General features: G+C 38.3%; 17 protein-coding genes. 2 read left to right on the top strand and 15 right to left on the bottom strand.

Annotation, left to right across the window (positions count from 1 at the left end; translation table 11 throughout):
• Positions 1–114: 114 nt before the first annotated feature.
• The 4 genes from tsf to JHE06_RS05800 form a co-directional block, all read right to left on the bottom strand.
• Positions 115–996, bottom strand: coding sequence for a translation elongation factor Ts (gene tsf / locus JHE06_RS05815; RefSeq protein ID WP_058918508.1), 882 nt, complete (start codon positions 994–996; stop codon positions 115–117).
• A 159-nt stretch (positions 997–1,155) separates the two neighbouring features.
• Positions 1,156–1,941 carry a 30S ribosomal protein S2 gene (gene rpsB / locus JHE06_RS05810; RefSeq protein ID WP_058918507.1) on the bottom strand — a complete coding sequence of 262 codons (786 nt, stop codon included), beginning with the start codon at positions 1,939–1,941 and terminating at the stop codon, positions 1,156–1,158.
• A gap of 204 nt (positions 1,942–2,145) precedes the next feature.
• Positions 2,146–2,472, bottom strand: coding sequence for a DsrE family protein (locus tag JHE06_RS05805; protein ID WP_058918506.1), 327 nt, complete (start codon positions 2,470–2,472; stop codon positions 2,146–2,148).
• A gap of 53 nt (positions 2,473–2,525) precedes the next feature.
• Positions 2,526–5,753 carry a DEAD/DEAH box helicase gene (locus tag JHE06_RS05800; RefSeq protein ID WP_058918505.1) on the bottom strand — a complete coding sequence of 1,076 codons (3,228 nt, stop codon included), beginning with the start codon at positions 5,751–5,753 and terminating at the stop codon, positions 2,526–2,528.
• 295 nt (positions 5,754–6,048) lie between these two features.
• Here JHE06_RS05800 and JHE06_RS05795 point away from each other — a divergent pair, with 295 nt between their 5' ends.
• Positions 6,049–6,669, top strand: coding sequence for a lysophospholipid acyltransferase family protein (locus tag JHE06_RS05795; protein WP_058918504.1), 621 nt, complete (start codon positions 6,049–6,051; stop codon positions 6,667–6,669).
• A 316-nt stretch (positions 6,670–6,985) separates the two neighbouring features.
• Here JHE06_RS05795 and JHE06_RS05790 read toward each other — a convergent pair whose 3' ends face one another.
• The 5 genes from JHE06_RS05790 to JHE06_RS05770 form a co-directional block, all read right to left on the bottom strand.
• A complete protein-coding gene (locus tag JHE06_RS05790; protein ID WP_201089835.1) occupies positions 6,986–8,770 on the bottom strand; it encodes an ABC transporter ATP-binding protein in 1,785 nt (594 codons plus the stop codon).
• On the bottom strand, positions 8,770–10,521 hold the full coding sequence (locus JHE06_RS05785; protein ID WP_201089833.1) for an ABC transporter ATP-binding protein: 1,752 nt from the start codon (positions 10,519–10,521) through the stop codon (positions 8,770–8,772). The genes JHE06_RS05790 and JHE06_RS05785 overlap by 1 nt, the downstream gene beginning before the upstream one ends.
• A 115-nt stretch (positions 10,522–10,636) precedes the next feature.
• Positions 10,637–10,873, bottom strand: a complete 237-nt coding sequence (locus tag JHE06_RS05780) for a YneF family protein (RefSeq protein WP_058918501.1) — start codon at positions 10,871–10,873, stop codon at positions 10,637–10,639.
• A gap of 187 nt (positions 10,874–11,060) precedes the next feature.
• On the bottom strand, positions 11,061–13,064 hold the full coding sequence (tkt, locus tag JHE06_RS05775) for a transketolase (protein ID WP_201089831.1): 2,004 nt from the start codon (positions 13,062–13,064) through the stop codon (positions 11,061–11,063).
• A 119-nt stretch (positions 13,065–13,183) separates the two neighbouring features.
• Positions 13,184–13,426, bottom strand: coding sequence for a DUF896 family protein (locus JHE06_RS05770; RefSeq protein WP_058918499.1), 243 nt, complete (start codon positions 13,424–13,426; stop codon positions 13,184–13,186).
• Between the two features lie 162 nt (positions 13,427–13,588).
• Between JHE06_RS05770 and lexA the strand changes: the two genes are divergently transcribed.
• A complete protein-coding gene (gene lexA / locus JHE06_RS05765; protein ID WP_058918498.1) occupies positions 13,589–14,212 on the top strand; it encodes a transcriptional repressor LexA in 624 nt (207 codons plus the stop codon).
• Between the two features lie 69 nt (positions 14,213–14,281).
• Here the strand turns inward: lexA and JHE06_RS05760 are convergent, their stop codons facing one another.
• From JHE06_RS05760 to mgtE, 6 genes are all read right to left on the bottom strand, one after another.
• Positions 14,282–14,794, bottom strand: a complete 513-nt coding sequence (locus tag JHE06_RS05760) for an adenine phosphoribosyltransferase (protein WP_058920206.1) — start codon at positions 14,792–14,794, stop codon at positions 14,282–14,284.
• A gap of 23 nt (positions 14,795–14,817) precedes the next feature.
• Positions 14,818–17,151: a single-stranded-DNA-specific exonuclease RecJ gene (recJ, locus tag JHE06_RS05755; RefSeq protein ID WP_201089829.1), complete on the bottom strand. Its 2,334-nt coding sequence runs from the start codon at positions 17,149–17,151 to the stop codon at positions 14,818–14,820.
• A gap of 120 nt (positions 17,152–17,271) precedes the next feature.
• Positions 17,272–18,138: a DegV family protein gene (locus tag JHE06_RS05750; RefSeq protein ID WP_201089827.1), complete on the bottom strand. Its 867-nt coding sequence runs from the start codon at positions 18,136–18,138 to the stop codon at positions 17,272–17,274.
• A gap of 10 nt (positions 18,139–18,148) precedes the next feature.
• A complete protein-coding gene (locus JHE06_RS05745; RefSeq protein WP_058918495.1) occupies positions 18,149–18,742 on the bottom strand; it encodes a DUF1836 domain-containing protein in 594 nt (197 codons plus the stop codon).
• Between the two features lie 181 nt (positions 18,743–18,923).
• A complete protein-coding gene (locus tag JHE06_RS05740) occupies positions 18,924–19,538 on the bottom strand; it encodes an acetate uptake transporter (protein WP_201089825.1) in 615 nt (204 codons plus the stop codon).
• A 234-nt stretch (positions 19,539–19,772) separates the two neighbouring features.
• Positions 19,773–21,146 carry a magnesium transporter gene (mgtE, locus tag JHE06_RS05735; protein WP_201089822.1) on the bottom strand — a complete coding sequence of 458 codons (1,374 nt, stop codon included), beginning with the start codon at positions 21,144–21,146 and terminating at the stop codon, positions 19,773–19,775.
• Positions 21,147–21,349 lie beyond the last annotated feature (203 nt).

Genomic DNA, 21,349 nt, shown 5'->3' with positions numbered 1-21,349 from the left:
TGTTTTTGACTTTTTTTCAAAACAGCAAGAAGTTTTTTCAACAAAAGGAATAAATGGCATAAAAAAAGGAAACGCAGGCAAATGCGTCTCCCCTTTTTACAACATTAAATAATATTACTTTTTAACTTGGTTCATTACTTCTTCAGCAAAGTTTTCTTCACGTTTTTCAATACCTTCGCCCACTTCAAAGCGAACAAATGATTTAACAGTTGCTCCTTTAGAAGCAACGTATTTGCCAACAGTCATATCTGGATCTTTAACAAACGGTTGGTCAAGCAAGCTGATTTCAGCCAAGTATTTGTTCAAGCGTCCAACAATCATTTTTTCAACGATATTAGCTGGTTTTCCTTCGTTCAAAGCTTGTTCTGTTAAGATTTTTGTTTCATGATCAATTTCTTCTTGAGAAACTTGGTCGCGAGAAACATATTTAGGGTTGATTGCAGCGATGTGCATAGCAACATCACGTGCAACAGATTCGTCAGTTGTTCCTTCAAGAACAGTCAACACAGCGATACGTCCGCCCATATGAGTGTAAGCGCCAAAAGCATCAGCATCTGTTTTTTCTACACGTGCAAAACGACGTAAACCAATTTTTTCTCCAATTTTAGTCGTTGCTGAAAGAACTTCAGATTCAACAGTACCGTCTCCTGCTTTTAATGCTTGAGCTTCTTCCACTGTTGCTGGATTGCCTTCAGCAATTGCAGTCGTTACGTCTTTAACTAATTTTTGGAATTGTTCGTTTTTAGAAACAAAGTCTGTTTCTGAATTGATTTCTGTAATTGCGCCGACATTGCCTTCAACGTCTACGCCTGCTAAACCTTCAGCAGCAATACGGTCTGCTTTTTTAGCAGCTTTTGCCATACCCGTTTCTCTTAAGTGGTCTACTGCAGCATCAATATCGCCGTCAACGGCTACCAATGCTTTTTTAGCGTCCATCATGCCGACACCTGTCATATCACGTAATTTTTTTACTAAAGCAGCTGTTACTTGTACCATTATAAATTTCCTCCTAATAAGTTGCCTTGATTTTCATAAGATAATAAATACCCTTAATTTTCATAAAAAAACTGCCCCAAGTAAAATTGAAATGATGCCGCTTCGTATAAAGTCGCTTCTCACTTCTCCTTTTGCTCGAGACAGCCGTTAATTATTTAATTATTCAGCGTTGTCGCCTTCAACAACTTCAACGATTTCTTCGATTGATGCTGTTTCAGCAGCAGGAGCTTCAGCTGTGAAAGTTTCTTCAACAACTTCGTCTTGTCCTTGGTTTCCTTCGATCATAGCGTCAGCCATTTTTGAAGTAATCAATTTAACAGCACGGATAGCATCATCGTTTGATGGAATGATAACATCGATTTCATCTGGGTCACAGTTAGTGTCAACCATAGCCACGATAGGAATGTTTAATTTGTGTGCTTCTTGGATTGCAATACGCTCTTTACGAGGGTCTACAACAAACATTACGTCTGGAATTCTAGGCATATCTTCGATTCCGCCTAAGAATTTTTCTAAACGGTCACGTTGTTTCAATAAGATACCGACTTCTTTTTTAGGAAGGACTTCAAATGTTCCGTCTTCTTCCATTTTGTTGATTTCTTTCAAACGTTTGATACGTTTTTGGATAGTATCCCAGTTCGTTAATGTTCCACCTAACCAACGGTGGTTTACATAGAATTGTCCTGAACGGATTGCTTCTTCTTTAATAGCTTCTTGTGCTTGTTTTTTAGTACCTACGAATAAAGCGATTCCGCCGTTTTCAGATACTTCTTTCATGTAGTTGTATGCTGCATCAGCTAACTTAACTGTTTTTTGTAAGTCGATGATGTAGATACCGTTTCTTTCTGTAAAGATAAAACGTTTCATTTTCGGGTTCCAACGACGTGTTTGGTGACCGAAGTGTACGCCTGCTTCAAGCAATTGTTTCATTGAGATTACTGCCATGATTTGTTTCCTCCATTTGGTTTTTATTTTCCCTCCCTCAAAATCAACTGTAAGGAGACTTGATTGCTCAAGCACCGTCCTTTACATCCTTTGAGGTGTGAAATAGTTTGGTGTTTTAGCACCGTTTATTATTATATAGTTTCTTGATGAATAAATCAAGCCAAAAAGTTTGTTTTGCCAAAATAAATGAATAGCTGTTTTTTATTAAGGTTTCACATAAGCTGCTCCTGCTTGTTGTTGTACAACCAACTCCATTACACCTGAAGGCACGATTTTAATTTCAGGTGCAAGATCATTTTCTTTGATTTCATGTGCGCGTAAAGCGTTATTGCACGCTACAAACCAAACATGTTGCTCAATCAAAGGCTTGATTTCTTCTAAAAGAACAGAATCAAGATATCCTTTGACAGCTGCGGCATTAGCCACCACTTCAATTTTGAGAGAAGCTTGGGCTTTTTTTAAGTTTCGAACATTTCCTAAGACTAAAGACCATTTCTCTAATTCATCAATGTGCAAAATAACATCTGCCACCTGAATCACTTCCTCTCGTTTCTTTGATTTCTATTCCTATTCACTGATCAAATTTAGTTTCCAATACTCAAAATTTCACGAATATCTGATTCCGTTAATTGATTCAATGATTTTTGATCCCCAGCTTCAGCAGTTATAACTTGATCAAATAGAGCTTTTTTCTCTTGCTGAAGCGCATTGATTTTTTCTTCAATGGTTCCTTCAGCTATCAAACGCCAAACTTCAACGACTTTCTTTTGTCCTAAACGGTGAGCACGACCGGCAGCCTGCTCTTCTACAGCAGGGTTCCACCATAAGTCATATAAAATAACGGTGTCTGCTCCGGTTAAGTTCAAGCCTGTTCCACCTGCTTTTAATGAAATTAGGAAAATTTCCTTTTCGCCATCGTTGAAGCGATTGACCATTTCTAAACGCTCTTTTGGTTTTGTTTGGCCGCTTAAATAGAACGTATCTACTCCTTCAGTCGCTAGTTCTCTTTCAATAATCGTCAACATAGAAGTAAATTGCGAGAAAATGAGTACGCGCTTGCCGCTTTCTTTAGCAGTCGCCAATAGGTCTTTTAATTGCTCTAATTTTCCTGATTCTCCTTCGTAGTCTTCCAAGAATAATCTTGGATCACAACAAATTTGACGCAATCTCGTTAATCCAGATAAAATTTCAATACGATTTTTACGGAAATCTTCACCGGACATGTTTTGTACACTTTCTTGAATACGTTGTAAATAAGCTAGATAAACCGTTTTTTGCTCTTTGGTCATGGAACTGTATAAATTTGTCTCGATTTTATCAGGCAATTCTTTTAGCACATCTTTTTTAATTCGGCGCAATACGAACGGACGAATCATTTTCGCAATTTGTTCATAAGGCAATGTTTTGAACTGTTTAATGCTAGGGAAAAAGCCTGGCATGATCAATTGAAAAATAGCCCATAATTCTTCTATCTTATTTTCTATAGGTGTCCCGCTTAATGCAAATCGTTTCTTAATGCTCAGTCCTCTAAGTGCCTGGGCTGTTTTAGTATGGTAGTTCTTTACCATTTGTGATTCATCCAATGCCAGCAAGCTAAATGTCTTCTTTTTATAAAGGTCGGCATCTTGTCTAAAACTTGGGTATGAAGTAATTAAAACCTGATTGGGTTGAACAGAATCGATGATAGCCATTCTTTCTTCCGCTGTACCAGCAACTACAAAGTTTTCAATCGAAGGTGCAAATTTTTTGAATTCATGATTCCAGTTATAGGTTAACGATGCTGGAGCCACAATCAAGAAAGGATCATTTTTACCTTTTTCTTCAATTTCAGAAAGGATATAGGTGATGACCTGGATTGTTTTACCCAACCCCATATCATCGGCTAATATACCGCCAAATCCGTATTTCGAAAGCATCTTCAACCATTTGTACCCAGTGATTTGATAAGGCCTTAAATCAGCGTGTAATCCTTTTGGCACAACTGCTTCAAATTGATCCGGAAAGTTTAAATCTTGTATCAAGTCTTGGAACTTTCTAGAAAGGGTTTGTTTATTTTTTTCTTCCAAACCAAACTTTTCATGTAATTCCAATCCGCGGTAACTTGGCAAACTGATTTTTCCATTTTGAAAATTCTTCAATACTCTCAATTCGCTTAATACATCACTAATTTGTTTAAAGTTATCGGTTTCCAAGTCAATTAAAGTTCCATTGTCTAATTTATGGAAAGCTTTCTTTTCGCTTAGACTTTTTAAAACTTTATCGACCTCTTCTGAAGTAATTCCACCGATATCAAAGCGAATATCTAAAAAAGATCCATCGTTTTGGACGTCTATACTTGTTTCAGGATCGATTTGATCTAAAAACATACTGTCTAATAAATCATCCACATAAATAGTAGCCTCTAATTCAAGTGTGGGGATTTCTTGTGTAAACAAGGTATAAAAATCCTCGTCCCGCACCATACGTTTAGTATAACTTGTTTCAGTCCGATGGTAATTGTATTCTTTTAGACGATTTAATATACTCATTTCTTTTTGGCTGTCCCGAATAATTTGGACCCCCACGTCTGGCAATTGGTTTTCTTCAGGATTGGTTGACAAAACCAATTGTTTATAATTGAACTCAACGGTTGCGTGAACCGCTTCTTTTTCATATCTAAAATAAATAATCGTTTTTAAAGGTTCTTGGATAAATGAATTTTTCAATGCTTCATCAATCGTCACCTCTCCCATTTTTGTCAATAACGGCATAACATAAGCTGTGAAATCCGGCATGTTTTCTGGCAATATTTCGATATCTTTCCCATCGTAACGCTGCAAAAAGTAACGCAAAGGTTGAACTGTCCGCAATTGCTCCTTAGAGGGCTGAAAGATAACATTTCCAGAAATGAACCACTGGTATTCATCTAAATAACTGTCAATTAGGTTTAATGTGTCTAATATAACTACACCGTTTCTTTGAAACAATTCAAAAGAAATAGGCAATTGATTTTCCACAAAAACAACCGTTTTATATTTATTTTTACCATTCACGAATTGAAGATTGCCGCTATCTTGAAGCATTTGTAACGTTAACTCAGCGAGTATAGGCGACAAAACTAGGTACCGCTTGTTATTCGTTAACAATGTCGCTTCTTTTTGATTGCCGATGATCAAAGCATTCGAATGAATTTGTTTTTGAAGAAAATCCATGATTGCTGCATCTTCGTCAGTTAACTTAATTTGTTTAAAATCAATCGTCTGACCAGGTTTTATTTCAAACACGCTTTGAGCTGAAAAACTGTCAAAAAAGCTGGTTAAATCTTTAACAATATAAAGTTTATCAACACCAGCACGGATACTTAAGGCAAAAACTTCGCTTTTTGACCGAACGAGTGCTGTACTTAATGGTTTCGTTTCTATTTTATATTCCAGCTCCAAAATGCGGTTCTTTTGTAAAGGAGTTAAAGTTTCTCTGTGTTCATTTAAGAAAACCCGCGTAAATGATTCCGTTAACTCTTGTCCTGGGTTGGGTGAATCAGCTGCAACTTCTTTGGCATTTTCTTCTGTCATTATCCGACTGATTCCACGATCGCGCAGTTCTAATTCAACCGCTACCGTGTGTCTACAATAACCGTGTTCCTTCCAATAACTGCATTCACAATAGTCGTCTTCTTTAGTTGTACCATCTAGTTCAACACGATAAATTTCATCTCCCATAACTTCAGCAACCCATACCTTTTTTTCAAAATAAGAATTGATTGAAAGGACTCGTTTATCGGCGACATATTTTCTAGCTTGGTCAATAACACGTTCTGGAATACTCCACTTCATTCAACGTTCCCCTACTTTCATACATTTTACCTTTTACATCTTGATTTTTAACTATCTCTCTATTCTACGCCATTCTTGTACAAAAAGAAAACTTTTTCATTCATTTTAATAAGAGCCGGTTTTAATAAAAGCAAAATCGAGTCTGTCGCTTCTTCTTTTTCCAAATACTTTGGTGAATTAAACTAAGATAAAATTGCTTGTTTTTTTGAAATAGCTTGCTAAAACAACTCATCTCGCTCATAATTATACCATCACAATATCGTTCAGTCATCTGAACGCGAAAGGTTGAAAGCCATTGTTTTTTAGAGTATTACGTAGTATCGTCGGTTTCTTATTAGCCATTTTAAATGGGAATGCGCATTATCAAAATAAAGAGAAGCTGCCTAAAGAAGGTTCTTTCATTTTAGTAGCTCCTCATCGTACATGGATCGATCCAATTTATTTAGCACTAGCTGCTAAACCTCATGAATTCACGTTCATGGCAAAAAAAGAGTTGTTTAAAAATCCAATTATGGGATGGGTCATTCGTCACGCTAACGCTTTTCCTGTTGATCGCCAAAATCCTGGACCAAGCGCTATCAAAACACCTGTAAAAATTCTAAAACAAGGAGAGCTTAGTCTTGTTATCTTTCCCACGGGAACTAGACATTCTTCTGAGCTCAAAGGCGGTGCAGCCACCATCGCAAAACTAAGCGGTGTGCCCATTATCCCAGCAGTTTATCAAGGTCCTTTGACCGTTTCAGAGCTGCTTAAACGAAAACGGATAACGGTCCGCTTTGGTGATCCGATCACCATTGAAAAAAGCACAAAATTAACTAAGGATAACTTGAAAGGTATCGAAGAACAAATTCAGCATGCCTTTGATCAACTGGACCATGAAATTGATCCAACTTACAAATACGATTACCACAAATAATTCATTTTATTACCTAAAAAAGGCAACGCTTCAGCTGAAGTGTTGCCTTTTTTAGGTTCTATCATTTTGGGTGTTGGTAAGTGAAATGACTATATGCTACAATCTTGAAATTTTTGGAGGAATAGTGGCTGCTTGTAGCCATGAAAAGGATTCAATGCGAATTACGAAGCGTTTACGCTTCGTTTGAGGCTTGAAAACCTGGAGACCCAAAGAGGCTCCAAGCGGTCCCATGGCTTTCTACAAGCAAACACGTAAGTTCCGAAGGAAATTTCAATCTAAGAGACACCAACACGATTTGATAAAGATCCCTTTTTTACTATTTCACCAGACCATTGTTTTGAAGTCGGTACATTTCATGGTAAACACCATTTTGTTTAATCAATTCGTCATGTGTTCCTTGTTCGATGATCTCACCATGATCTAAAACTAAAATCATATTGGCATCACGAATGGTTGACAATCGATGGGCTATGGCCAATGTAGTACGCCCTTGCCGCATTTTATTCAGACCTTCTTGAATCAATGCTTCTGTCTCTGTATCAATATTGGCTGTTGCTTCGTCCAGTATCAGTATTTTAGGATCCGTTACGATTGTACTAGCAAAAGAAATCAATTGTTTTTGACCACTGGAATAACTTGCTCCTCTTTCAATCACTTTCGATTCATACTGATTAGGCAGCTGCTCAATAAAGGCATCTGCTTGAACAAATTGAGCAGCGGCTTCAACTTGACGATCAGTAATGGCGGGATTTTTCAGACGAATATTGTCATTAATGGTTCCGTAAAATAAGAAGGAGTCTTGCAAAACCAACCCCATTTTGCTACGCAATTCCTCAATCGGGTATTTTTTGATCGAAATACCATCAATTAAAATATCCCCTTCCGAAAATTCATAAAAACGCATCATTACATTGATAATAGAACTTTTCCCACTTCCTGTATGACCGACTAGAGCCACTGTTTCGCCGGGATTCGCCGTAAAGGTAATGTTATTTAACACATTCTTTTTACCATCATAAGAAAAACTAACATTTTTAAACTCAATTTTCCCTGCTTTGATCTTCGCAGAGCTATCAGGTTCTTGCTGAGGCGTGAGTTCTTGATTATCCAATACATTCAATACCCGGTTACTTGAGACCACGCCATCTTGAAAAATACTCAAGCTATCCATCATACGAACCATCGGATTGAAGAAATTTCGCACATAAGAAGCAAATGCATAAATAACACCAACTCCAACCGCTCCAGTTAAAGCGTTGTATCCAAAAAAGCTTAAAACGACTACCAAAGCTAATGTATCCAATAAGTTAATGATCGGACCAAGCAGCAATGCATTGGCTTTAACCATGGCATAACGCGATTCGAAATAAGAACTGTTGGTTTTTTCAAAATCTTTTTGCAATCTTTTTTCTTGTCGAAATTGTTGGATGATACTCATTCCAGAGATTGATTCTGCCAGCTTTGTATTTAAGATACTCAGCTTTTCACGCATACTCCGGTAGATCGTCGAACTGTATTTTTGATAATACCAAATAACTATCAGTAATACTGGAACGAATAACATGATCCACAAAGTGATTTCCAAACTTAATAAAGCCATCGCAATAAAAGAAGCTACAACTCCAAAAATCCCTTGCAAAACGGTAAGAAATACTTCAAAAAACTCTTTGATCGTCTCAGTATCATTGGTTACGCGCGTCACGATTGAACCAGCAGGCGTTTGATCAAAAAATCTCATCCCTAAAGTATGCAATTTAGTAAACACTTTGTTCCGGATATTCTCCACTGTTTTTTCAGAGGCCAAATTAAACAGGTACAGGTTTAAATACCAAACAATAATTTTGAGCAAGGTTACTCCGAAATAAGCAGCGGCAAATAAACCGATAATTCTAGTTGTGGCTGTTTGCGTTGCTAGATAATCATCCATAAACGTTTGTAAAATACGAGGCAACACTACATTCGTTATAGCCACTAATACTCCGAAGAAAATAGCCATAAAAAATTTACCTTTAAACGGGGCGCCAAATTTAAATATTCTACTCACAATTTGGAACTGTTCTTTAAGAGGAAAGGATTTTGACCCACTTGTTTTTTGCTCCATTAGTCTCCCCCTCCTTCAGTTGTTCTTTCCAATTGCTGTTTGTCATACATTTCTTTATACCAACCATTGAGAGCCAATAATTCTAAGTGAGTCCCGCGTTCAATGATTTTTCCTTCTTCGATAACGATGATCTCATCAGCATGCAACACACTGCTGATGCGATGAGCCGCAATAATCGTAGTTTGTTCTGACCGTTCGTGTTTCAAAGCATTCAAGATAGCTTCTTCCGTTTTGGCGTCCACAGCTGAAAGTGCATCGTCCAAAATCAACAGTTCTGGTTTGATGATTAGAGCACGAGCAATTGAAAGCCGCTGTTTTTGACCGCCGGACAATGAAACTCCGCGCTCTCCCACTAAAGTATCGTAGCCTTGCTCCATTTCCATAATATCTTCATGAACAGCTGTTAGTTTCGCTGCATGCTCGACTGCGGATTGATCTAATTCTTGATCTGCAAAACGAATGTTTTCTTTGATGCTCGTTGAAAACAAAAATTGGTCTTGCGGCACATAACCGATATGCTGCAATAGAGCATTTAAAGAATAATCCCTAATGTCTGTATTTCCATATCGGATTTGGCCTTTATAGCGGTCGTATTCACGCAATAACAATTTGAACATAGTTGTTTTCCCGGATCCGGTTTTACCAACTACTCCAAGTGTTTGGCCTCGTTTCAATTCAAAATGAATGTCTTGCAAAACAACTGCAGAGCTTTTTGGATAACAAAACTTTTCAACAGTGTAATCGATATCTCCTGTGATGGCAGTTTGAATGGCATCAGGATTTTCAACGATTTTAGATGTTTCTTGCAAAAGACCTTCAACCCGGTCGTAGCTTGCACTACCTCTTTCTAGAATATTAAATAACCGTCCAATGGCAAACATGGGCCAGACCAACATCGCGATATAGTTGATAAAGGTAACAAAGTCACCGATGGTTATCGCATTAGTCATCACAAGATGTCCTCCGACGATAATGGTTAAAATATAAGAAATACCAATAATAAAAGTCATTACTGGATCAAATAAAGAATCAATTTTATAGACTTTTCTATTTGCAGAAACAACCTGTGCCGTTTTTAATTTGAAATCTTCCACATCTTCATTTTCCTGTCCAAAAGTTTTAATCACTTTCATTCCAGAAATGCTTTCTTGCGTTTTATCGTTCATATGTGAAAATGCAGCCTGTGCTTTACGGAAACGTGTATGCAATTTAGAACCCAGCACCCGCGAAGCAACTCCTAACAAAGGCAAAGGAATCAAGGCAATCAATGTAAGCCGCCAGTCAACCACTATCATCATAGCTGTAATCGTTATGCCGCCCGTAATAATAGAATCCACAAAAGTTAAAATCCCGCCTCCAGCTACGTTTCGGATGGCATTTAAGTCATTCGTCGCATGTGCCATCAAGTCTCCTGTACGGTATTTTTGGAAAAAACTATTATCCATCTCCGTAAAATGATCGAATAAACGTTTCCGTAAAATCCGTTCTAGCTTAGCGGATGTTCCCCAGATGTTCATACGCCAAATATAGCGAAAAAGATATTGCGTAAGAGCTGTGACAGTTAAGATAATGAGCCATTTAATCAAAACTATTTTGGTCAAAGAACCTTGTTTGATTTCATCGATCACGATTCCAAGGATTCTCGGTGGTAATAGTTGTAAAATTGAAACCAGAATTAAAAAACTGATTCCTGTAATATAGGCTTTTTTCTCTTGTTTAAAAAACCAACCTAACTTTTTATAGACGCCCATATAACTTTTCACCTACTCCCTTTTTTGTCCTTTTAAAAGGCTGTTTATGAAATAAAAAATGCGAACAGAAAAAATCTGCTCACATAAATAATATAAGCAAAACATCATATGCCGCTTATTTTTTTTTATTTGCTTTATCTGATTGCACTTTCATCGATGCCATCATTTGTTTGATTTTCTTTTCAGATGGTTTTTGACCCATTTGCATCATCAACATACGTAAAGTATCTTCATTAATTGGCGGGTTCTTTTTGAAATAATCCATCATGTATTTTCTTGCTAAGAAAAATCCACCAACTAAACCTGCAATTAACGCAAGAATAATAAAAAGTATTGCTAAACCTGTGCTCATTTCATTCACTCCTTTCAAAATCTCTCAATGGTTAATTGTACTAGACTTTAAACTAAAAATAAATAGCTAAACGCCTTACTTAAGAAAAAAATGTACCGTTTGCCTGAAGATCTTTCAATTTCCATATAAGAAAGCCATGTGAATTGAACTGTTCTCAATCCACATGGCTGACAAATGAAGAAATAGTCTATAGCTTACTGTAAGCCGCTACAACATTTTCCACTGTAAACCCATAATTTTCAATAACCGTAGCACCAGGTGCACTCGCGCCATATTTGTCGATGGCTACCATAGCTCCATCTAGACCAACATAGCGTTCCCAGCCAAAGCTGGCGCCCATTTCAATGGAAACCCGTTTGCGGACGGCATTCGGTAAGACAGACTCTTGGTAAGCTGCGTCTTGTTTTTCAAATAGATCAAAACTTGGCATCGAAACCACGGAGACATCTTTCCCGTCTGCTTTTAATGCTTTTTGAGCCTCTAATGCTAAGGCTACTTCAGAACCTGTCGCAATCAAGATGCCTTCAGGCGTTTCTCCTGATTGAGGTGAAAGAACATAAGCCCCTTTAGCCACGCTTTCTTGCGCTTTTTCTTGTGTGCCTGGTAAAACCGGCAAGTTTTGACGAGATAAGACCAATAATGTCGGGTGATCCGTTGACATTATTGCGATCTTCCAAGCAGCGGTTACTTCATTCCCGTCTGCTGGACGCAAAACAGTTAAATTCGGCATGCCGCGTAAGCTAGACAAGTGTTCAACCGGTTCATGGGTCGGTCCATCTTCGCCGACTGCCACCGAATCATGGGTAAACACATAGGTTACCGGCAATTTCGAGATCGCCGCTAAACGAATCGCTGCACGTAAATAATCGGTAAAGACAAAGAACGTGCCGACATAGGTTCTTGAACCACCATGTAAAGCGATTCCGTTAGCAGCAGCTGTCATCGCAAACTCACGGACACCGTACCAAATATTGCGGCCCTCATATTGTCCCGGTTGGAAATCTTTTTCTCCAGCAACCATCGTGTTGTTTGAAGACGATAAGTCGGCTGATCCGCCCCAGAAATAAGGAACTTTTTCAGAGATAGCAGTCAAAACTTGGCTTCCGGTAACACGAGAAGCTAAAGCGTCGTCTTCTACGGAGAAGCTTGGCAATTCACTGTCCCAACCTTCTGGCAGTTCAGTAGTCATCGACAATTCGAATTGAGCCGCTAGCTCAGGGTAATCTTTACGGTAAGCTTCAAAAGCAGCCGTCCATTCTTTTTCCGCTGCAACGCCTTTATCGACCATCGTTTCTTTGAAACGTTGTGCTACTTCAGCGGGCACGAAGAAGTCTTCGCCTTCCCATCCGTAAGCTTTTTTCGCTGCTTCGATCCCTTCGGGACCTAGTGGAGCACCGTGGACTTTATGAGATCCCGCATTAGGAGCCCCAAAACCGATCACCGTTTTCACTTCGATCAAGGTTGGTTTCGTTGTTTCTGCTTTTGCTGCTTCAAGTGCAGCATTGATTTCGTCTAAATCGTTTCCATCTTTTACTAAAATATAGTGCCAATTGTACGCTTCAAACCGTTTTCCAACGTTTTCAGTGAAGGCTTTTGAAGTCGGTCCATCCAATGAAATATCATTCGAATCGTATAACATGATCAGTTTACCTAACTCTAAATGACCCGCTAAACTTGCTGCTTCTGCAGAAACCCCTTCCATTAAATCGCCATCGCCACACAAAGCATACGTGTAATGATCCACGATTTGGTGATTTTCTTTGTTATACGTAGCGGCTAAATGGGCTTCAGCCATTGCCATTCCTACAGCATTTGCGATCCCTTGTCCTAATGGACCAGTAGTCGCTTCAACCCCATTGGTATAGTGAACTTCTGGGTGTCCAGGAGTCTTACTTTCCCATTGGCGGAATTTTTTTAGATCATCAATCGACACCTGATAGCCTGCAAGGTGTAAAAGGCTGTACAACATCATTGAACCATGGCCGGCTGAAAGGACAAACCGATCCCGATCCACCCACGTTGAATTTTTAGGGTTTACTTTTAATTGTTGCGTCCAAAGAGTATACGCCATCGGCGCTGCCCCCATCGGCAAGCCTGGGTGACCAGAATTGGCTTTTTGCACTCCGTCTATACTCAGTGTTCTAATTGTATTTACCGCTAATTGGTCCGTATTGTCAAACAAGTAAATCATCCTTTCAATTGTAATACCTCTATTTTACTGTTTTATTCCCATTGAAGCAATCACTGAATGCATTTTTTATAAAGACAGTCTTTCTTTCCTCATACCTGCACTATTTATCGCTCCATTTGTTAGGAACGGTCGTGGATGCCTTTTTCTTTTTGGATTTCTTTCAATTTATCGGGAGTCACATCGTTGCCTTCCTCATCAACAACTTTTAGTCCTTCGATATGATTGCGCATTCCTCCTCGAAAAGCCGCTAAATACGCTTCGCGAAGTTTTTTTTGTTCTGCTTGTTCAGACAAGCTCAGCCCTTCAGCTTTAGATTTATTTGCTAATTCATTGATTCTGGTCAATTGTTCTTTAGGTAACATTTTACTCACTCCATTATTTGTATTCTTTAGCTACTATACCAAAAAAATCCTATAAAATACATCAAATTGATTTTTAAATATAGCGAACATTTGTTTGATTCGCATATAATTTTATGGTATTCTATGAATAAGAAATATATAGGAATTGAGGTGCAGCTATTTATGCGTAAAACTCCAGAATCTAGACAAATTGAAGTATTACAATATATCCACGAACAAGTCCAATCAAAAGGTTACCCACCGACTGTACGCGAGATTGGAACAGCCGTTTCTTTATCTTCTACATCGACTGTCCATGGGCATCTGTCCAGATTGGAAAAAAACGGGTTTATCCAACGAGATCCTAGTAAACCGAGAGCAATCGAATTAACAGCTACGGGGTTATCAAAATTAGGTGTTCAATTAAAACAAATTCCTTTGCTAGGAACTGTTACAGCGGGCGAACCCATCTTAGCAGTAGAAGAAGCGACCGATTATTTTCCGCTTCCGCCAAACTTAAAACAAGAAAGCGAATCGCTTTTCATGTTGACTATCCGTGGGGAAAGCATGATCGATGCTGGGATTTTTGATGGTGATGAAGTGATCGTCCGCAAACAATCCAGCGCCAACAACGGAGATATCGTTATTGCCTTGACCAATGAAGACGAAGCAACATGTAAGAGATTTTATAAAGAAGATCATTATTATCGTTTGCAGCCGGAAAATGAGACCATGGATGCTATTATTTTAGATGAAGTATCTGTTTTAGGAAAAGTCGTAGGACTTTACCGCAGCCATATATTTTAATACAAAAAGTCGCTAAACAAATTTTGTTTAACGACTTTTTATATTGTCCATTATTAGTTTATCAAGCTTCTAGTATTCCATTAAAGCTAAAATATCGTATCCTTTAATTTTGTCACGTCCATTTAAATCGGTTAACTCAACTAAGAAAGCCATACCGACTACTTCTCCTCCTAGTTGCTCAATCAATTTGACTGTTGCCGCAATTGTTCCACCAGTAGCTAGTAAATCATCGCAAACCAGCACTTTTTGTCCAGGTTTGATAGCATCTTTATGAATTTGCAAAACGTCATTGCCGTATTCTAAACCATAGTTGACTTCGACTGTGTCACGAGGCAATTTTCCTTTTTTACGTGCCGGCGCAAAACCGATACCTAATTCATAGGCAACGGGACATCCTACAATAAATCCACGAGCTTCAGGTCCAACAATCATATCCACGCCTTTATTTTTTGCGTATTGAACGATTTCGTTGGTAGCATAACGGTAAGCTTCTCCATCTGCCATTAAAGGTGAAATATCACGAAAGATAATGCCTTCTTCGGGAAAATCGGGTACATTTGCAATATATTTTTTTAAGTCCATTGAAACTTTTCCTCCATCCAATTTTACAGTTCTTTTTTCAACTGTTGTTTTAACCAGGTTTCTAGTTCAGTAAACCGACTATAGATCAAAGCTTCTTCAGCTGCTATTTTTTTCAAACGGTTTTGATAAGTAGTCGATTCAGTCAACTCTTTCTTTTCAGCATTTGGAACAATATTCATAACACCGTCTTTTATTGTAACAAATCCTACTTCAAAAAACACAGAAATCATAAAAATCAATAGTTTTTCTTTTATTTTCAAATGCGTTGCTAATAAACTTATTTTATGACGAACATCAATATCAATATGAGTTGCAGTATACTTAAAAACTTGTGAAAATTGCATCCGACTAGGTATTCCAGTAAGATAAGCTTCTTCTTGGTTAAAGAAACAAGCCACAACCTTTGTTGGCTCTACCTGATTCAATACAGTGCTTAATAAAGTTAAATCTGAGGGGCAATCAACTAAAATAAGTTGATCCGTGTGCAGGATAAAACCCTCGGCACTTTCTTGATCAGTGATCAAATGACTGTAACTTGTCTCAGTGATGCTGCTTTCATATTGTTGATAGTTTTTTTCATTGAAAAATAAATAATCAGCAGGTGCCATCTGCCAAATTGCTGGAGCGATTTGAGTACTTCTCAAATCAAAAACTTGCACTCCCTCAATTGCCAAGTCTTCAATCATCAACTGAGGCTTACGCAACCCATTCCATTCATTAATGCTTAACTGTCCTACAATCGATAGTTCAGCATCAGCACCAATCTCAGCTGCAACAGGGCCGAATTGAAAACCGATCACATCTAAAGCTGCTGTTTCATCCGCTATTTTTAATTTCAAATGTGCATTATCTCCGCCGATACGTCGAACATCTTGTGCTTTTACATTTTCGAATAAAAAGACCGGTTTAGGATTATCCGTTCCAAAAGGAGCAAGCTTTTGCAGCTCTTCGATTGATTCCACGCTACTCTCAGCTATGGTCAACCGTTCATCAACTACGATTTCTTCCGTTAACTGCTCAGCTAAACCGCTTTGCAGTAAGAAAGCATTGAGTTCTGTTTGAATCGCACCAATATTCTCGACAGGCAGTGTCAAACCTGCTGCCATATGGTGTCCGCCAAAATTCGTCGTCAAGTGACTGACATCTTCTAATGCTTCATACAGATGGTAAGCTGACACGCTTCGTCCTGATCCTTTAGCTGTCCCATTCGTCCTATCCATATTCAATACAATAGCTGGTTTTCCAGTCTTGCCAACCACTTTGCTGGCCACGATTCCTAAAACTCCTTCATGCCAGCCTTCTTTTGCTAATACATACACATGCGGGTTCGCATCGCTTTTTTCAATCATATCAAAAGCTTCAGCTGTGATGGTTGAAACCAAGGCTTGTCGTTCTTTATTTTTCTCATTAATTAACTGAGCTAAGGAATTCGCTTCGGCCTCATCGAATGTCGTCAACAATTCTACAGCAGGAGCAGCCTCGCCTAAACGCCCAATCGCATTCAACCGAGGGGCTAAAATAAAGCCAATCGTCTCTTCATCCACTTCTGATTGCTTGGCTCCAGCCACCTTGCATAAAGCAGCTAAACCCACTCTTTGCGATTCTCTTAAAACAGCTATTCCTTGCATGACCAAAGCCCGGTTTTCTCCTAATAAAGAAACTAAATCCGCCACGGTACCAACAGCTACTAAATCGAGTAATTCAAGTGGAACTTCACCCAGTAAAGCAGTCGCCAGCTTAAACGCTACTCCTACTCCTGCCAAATCTTTAAATGGATAGTGGCCATTTGGATGACGGGGATGAACAATTGCATAAGCCGCTGGCAAGATTGCAGGCAATTCATGATGGTCGGTTATGACTACATCAATTCCTAACTCATTGGCTTTAGCAATCGCCTCATGTCCTGAAACACCATTGTCACAGGTAACGATCAACCCAGTTCCAGCTTCGATCAATTTTTCAAACGCCTGAGTATTCGGACCGTAACCGTCGCTAAATCGATTTGGAATATAAAAATTTACTTCTCCGCCAATCATTTCGATGGCTTCTTTCAAAACGGACGTACTTGTGACACCATCCGCATCATAGTCGCCATAAACAGTGATCAGCTCACCTTTTTCAATTGCTTCCATAATACGGGAAACGGCTTTATCCATATCGTGCATGAGAAAAGGATCATGAATCCACGTCTCATCCGGCTTCAAAAAATGCTGGATTTCTTCTTCTGTCCCTAAGCCCCTTTGTAAACACAAAGTCGTAAATAATGATGTGAAACCTAATTTTCGGCTCAATTCTTCTTCATGTTCTTTGTCCATCAGCGTTTCTTTTACTTTCCATTTTGTATGTGCTTTTAGCAAATCGTTTCACTCCCAACTTTCATATTATAGCAAAGAATCCTCCTGAAATGTTATTTAAAAGTCTAAAACAAACAGAAAAAAGCTTTCCTAATAGAAATCAGGAAAGCTTTTCGTTTCACTTTAAGGTTCCAAGATACAGACACCGATCCCGATTAACCCAGGACCCGTATGAACACCTAGTGCTGGGCTAATTTGACCTTCGTAAATTTTATCAAAAAGCGGCAATTGCTTTTTAAGTTCAGCACGAATGCCCGCAACTTGGCTTTCAGCAGTTTTTCCGCCATAAGCAATAGCTAAATGGTATTTTTTAGCCGTTCCTGCAAATTCAACTGCTAAAGAAATTGCTTTTTGAACACTTTTCTTGCTGCCGCGTATCTTAGCGACGGTATCGTAAACCCCGTCTTCATTGCAGGTAATAATAGGTTTTAAATTTAACATATTGCCCAAGATAGAAGCGACCAAACCGATTCGACCACCTTTTTGCAGATACTCTAACGTTGGTACGTGGAAAAAGATTTTAGACTTTGCAACATCTTCTTCTAATTTAGTTTTGATTGTTTCCCAATCCAAGCCTTCTGCAACATAAGTATAGGCTTGGACAGCAATCAACCCGCTGCCGATTCCGATATTTTTTGTATCAACTGTGAAGATATCCAAATCTTTAAACTGTTCCGCCACTACTCGAACCATATTGTTTGTGCCGCTCAGTCCACTAGAAATAGTGACACAGATCACTTTTTCAAAGCCTTCTGATTGAATTTCTTCCAGCATTTCAGTGATGGTTTCGCCGCTCGGCAATGAAGTTTTAGGTATTTCTTCTTCTAACCGATCATATACATCTTGCGCTGTGATATCCACATTATCAGTGAATTCTTCATTATTATAGATAATTTTTAAAGGAATAACTTTCATATTTCCTAACTTAACGATTTCTTCAGGGACATTGGACCCAGAATCGACGAGAAAAGCAATTTTTTCTTTGTTCATAATTATCTCCTCACAGTTCAGTTTCTTTTTTTTGTTTGGTCTCTTTCCTATTTGCTGTTTTTTCTTGAGCAATCAAAGATAACGTTTTTTCAGTAACGATTTTAGTCGCTACCGCTATCGTTGCAGTGCGAACAACTAAATTAGCCATATCTGTATCATTTGGCATCAACGGCAAAGGGTGTCGATCTTTTTTCTCCAAATGTGAAGCGATAGCTATCAAAGCTGCTTCTTGTTCAGTACAAAACAAATCATACGCTTCCCGAATGCCGCTGATTGAAGCTTGATAGATAATTCCTTCTTTAACTTCTGGAATAGTCAAGACTTGTTTCAAAACAGAAATCGCAATTAGGTACGCTAAATGTTTTTTCTTATATCGCTTTTTCACAGGAGCTGGAATCAACCCTAATTTCACATAATTATTTACCATTGACGCCGTAATGATTTTTTTCTGTTGACTCGGATTAAACACAGAAAGATAAGTATCAATCAAAGTCAGTACTTGATCCATGTATAAATCAAAATCTGGCAAGTCTTCCCAACGCGGAAACCGAAATTGAGTAATTTCTTTTGTCCAGGCTATTAATTCTTCTTCTATTTTATTCATGTAGTCACCTATTCTAACAATTTAATTACCCATAGTTTACCATAAGTCAGATAACTAGACAAACTAGTTATTGAAACTAGATATTTTTTTGAAAAGCACTTCGAAGAATCAGCACCTAAAGGTAACCGCATACATAATAGCGTGGTTTAAACTCCTCTTGCAAGAAGAGGAGTTTCTTTTTTTATTTTTTAAAAATACCAAAAGGTTTGCCGATTGGCAAGAAAGTATAACCAAAATGTCCATTTAAAACTGCTGCCGCACTTCCATAAAAAGCAAAGATAGCAATCAAAAACTCAGCAATAGCAGCCATCATGTGAAAGAAGTTTTCTGCAATTCCAAAACTTGACATAAACAGCCCTAAGAAAAGAAAAGCAATCAATAAGAAAATCATAAATAAATTTTTATTGGTTTCCATCGCTCCCAATGTCATAAACACAGTGAAAACAAAGTAGCCTAAGAAAGCCACACCTAATTGTCTAGGGTCATACATTGCCTGAAAAGCAGCTCCAAATAAACCGTTTTGAACCATCCAGCTCATTCCTGTTCCTAACCAAAATAAGCCGTAAGCTGCAAAAGCTGTTGCTCCAAATAAATTGTTGTGTTTTGCATCATATGACGAAGCAATCAACTGCCCAATTCCACCTAGCATAAAAGCCCAAGGGACGATACCGGAAACGCCGTTAGTCCATCCTAATTTTTGTGTAGAAGCAACTAATGTCACTATTGCTAATCCAAATAATCCAATTGCTGTTGGATCTATTATTACCTGTTTAACCTGAACATGTTCTTTTTTCACTGTATGCATACTCCTCTGTTTGTAATATCAACTTATTCAAAGTAGCATCTCCTACAGCTTGAGTCAATAACACTTTGATTGATTTCGCTTTCAATCCTTTAAACCGACACTTTGATTCACAAGTTCTCTTTAGATTGGTTAAAATCTTTTAAATAGAAAAGTACTGTTTTAGGTTTGCCCTAAAAAGAGCAGCACCAAACGTCTTGAGATACGTTTGGTGCTGCTTCCAGATTTTTAAAGCACATGGAGTAGTTTTGTTGCTACGCTAAAGTAAATCAATAACCCCATTGCATCATTGATGGTCGTGATGAAAGGACCAGAAGCAATAGCAGGGTCAATTTTCAGTCTGTTGATAAGAAAAGGAATTACAGCACCCACTACAGTAGACAAGCTTAAGGTCACAAAAAGAGAAAACCCAATAATCACTGCTAAAACTAGATTCTGATAAAAGATACCTACTACGAGTGCTAATACTATTCCCGCAGCTAACCCGATTATCATTCCTGCTACTAATTCTTTTAGTATATTCTGCCAAAATTCTTCCTTGGTTCTTTTTTCTCCCATAGAAATGTTTCGGACCGCTACTGCCAATGACTGCGTTCCTACATTTCCGGCTGAATCCATAATAATGGGGATAAAAGCAGCAAGCACTACAACTTGATTCAAAGTTTCTTCAAAAGAACTAATTAAAGAGGCACTGATCATTCCCAAGAAAACAAGGATGATGATCCACGGCATCCTTACTCGAGCAGTTTGCCAAGCGCTTTCTTCTCCTCTTTCCATTTTGCTTTTAGTTTTTCGGATAGCAGAAAATTCATTAAAATCTTCTGTAGTCTCTTCAACTAGAATATCCATCACATCGTCAACAGTTACAATTCCTAACATCACATCTTCATCGTTTAAAACAGGAACTGCTAGTAAATCGTAATCTTGAATCATACGTGCAACTACTTCCTGGTCATCATTGATTCTCACAAAGGTTAGCTGGGTAAGCATAACGTCTTGAACTTTTGTATCTTCTGGATGAAGAATCATGTCACGAAGAGACAAAATACCTACCAATCTGTTTTCTTTATCTAAAACATAAATATAGTAAACCATTTCTGTTTCTTTAGCAAAGATACGCACCATTTTTACCGTCTGCTGCACAGTGTTTTCAGGAGAAACACTGATAAATCCTTTAGTCATAATGGATCCGGCAGTCTCTGGCTCATAGGCAAGCATTTCTTCTACTCTGCTTCTTTCTGCTGCATCCAACTGGTTTAAGAGAGCCTGTCTTTCTTCGTCATCTCGGTAGGATAAAAAATCCACCACATTATCTATCTCCATATAATGGAATAAATTCGCAATATATTCAGTTGAAAAGGCTTCATAGGCTTCCGTTTGATCAGCGGGATCCATCCATTCAAATAATTCCGCAAACTCTGACGGTTCCAAGAAACTCTCTACTTTTTTCTTTTTTTCAGTATATAGAAGATGGAAGAGTTCTACTTGGTCATTTGTATGGAGTTTTAAGAATAACTTACGAAACTTCTTACGATTATTTTCCTTCGCAGCTTTAAAGATTCCTTCATAGTAATTATTTTTTCTATCATCAATTCTTTTCATTAAAATCATTCCTCTCAGGAAGGCTCCTCAAACGAGCTTCTCCTTCTTGTAATAGTTTATGTAGCGTATGGATGGGATGTTTTTGATTTGTTTCATCTGTCGACAAGACGGAATAGAATCCATCCGAACCACCTCCCTTAAAGGATTTTATGATAAGGCATCAAGAGCAAGATAGGAGCAAAATTATTCTTCTGCTCCTATCT

Source organism: Carnobacterium sp. CS13 (genome assembly GCF_016653495.1).
Classification (GTDB): Bacteria; Bacillota; Bacilli; order Lactobacillales; family Carnobacteriaceae; genus Carnobacterium_A; species Carnobacterium_A antarcticum.
Note: the sequence above shows the minus strand (reverse complement) of the source record. Positions and strands in the feature narration are given on the sequence as shown.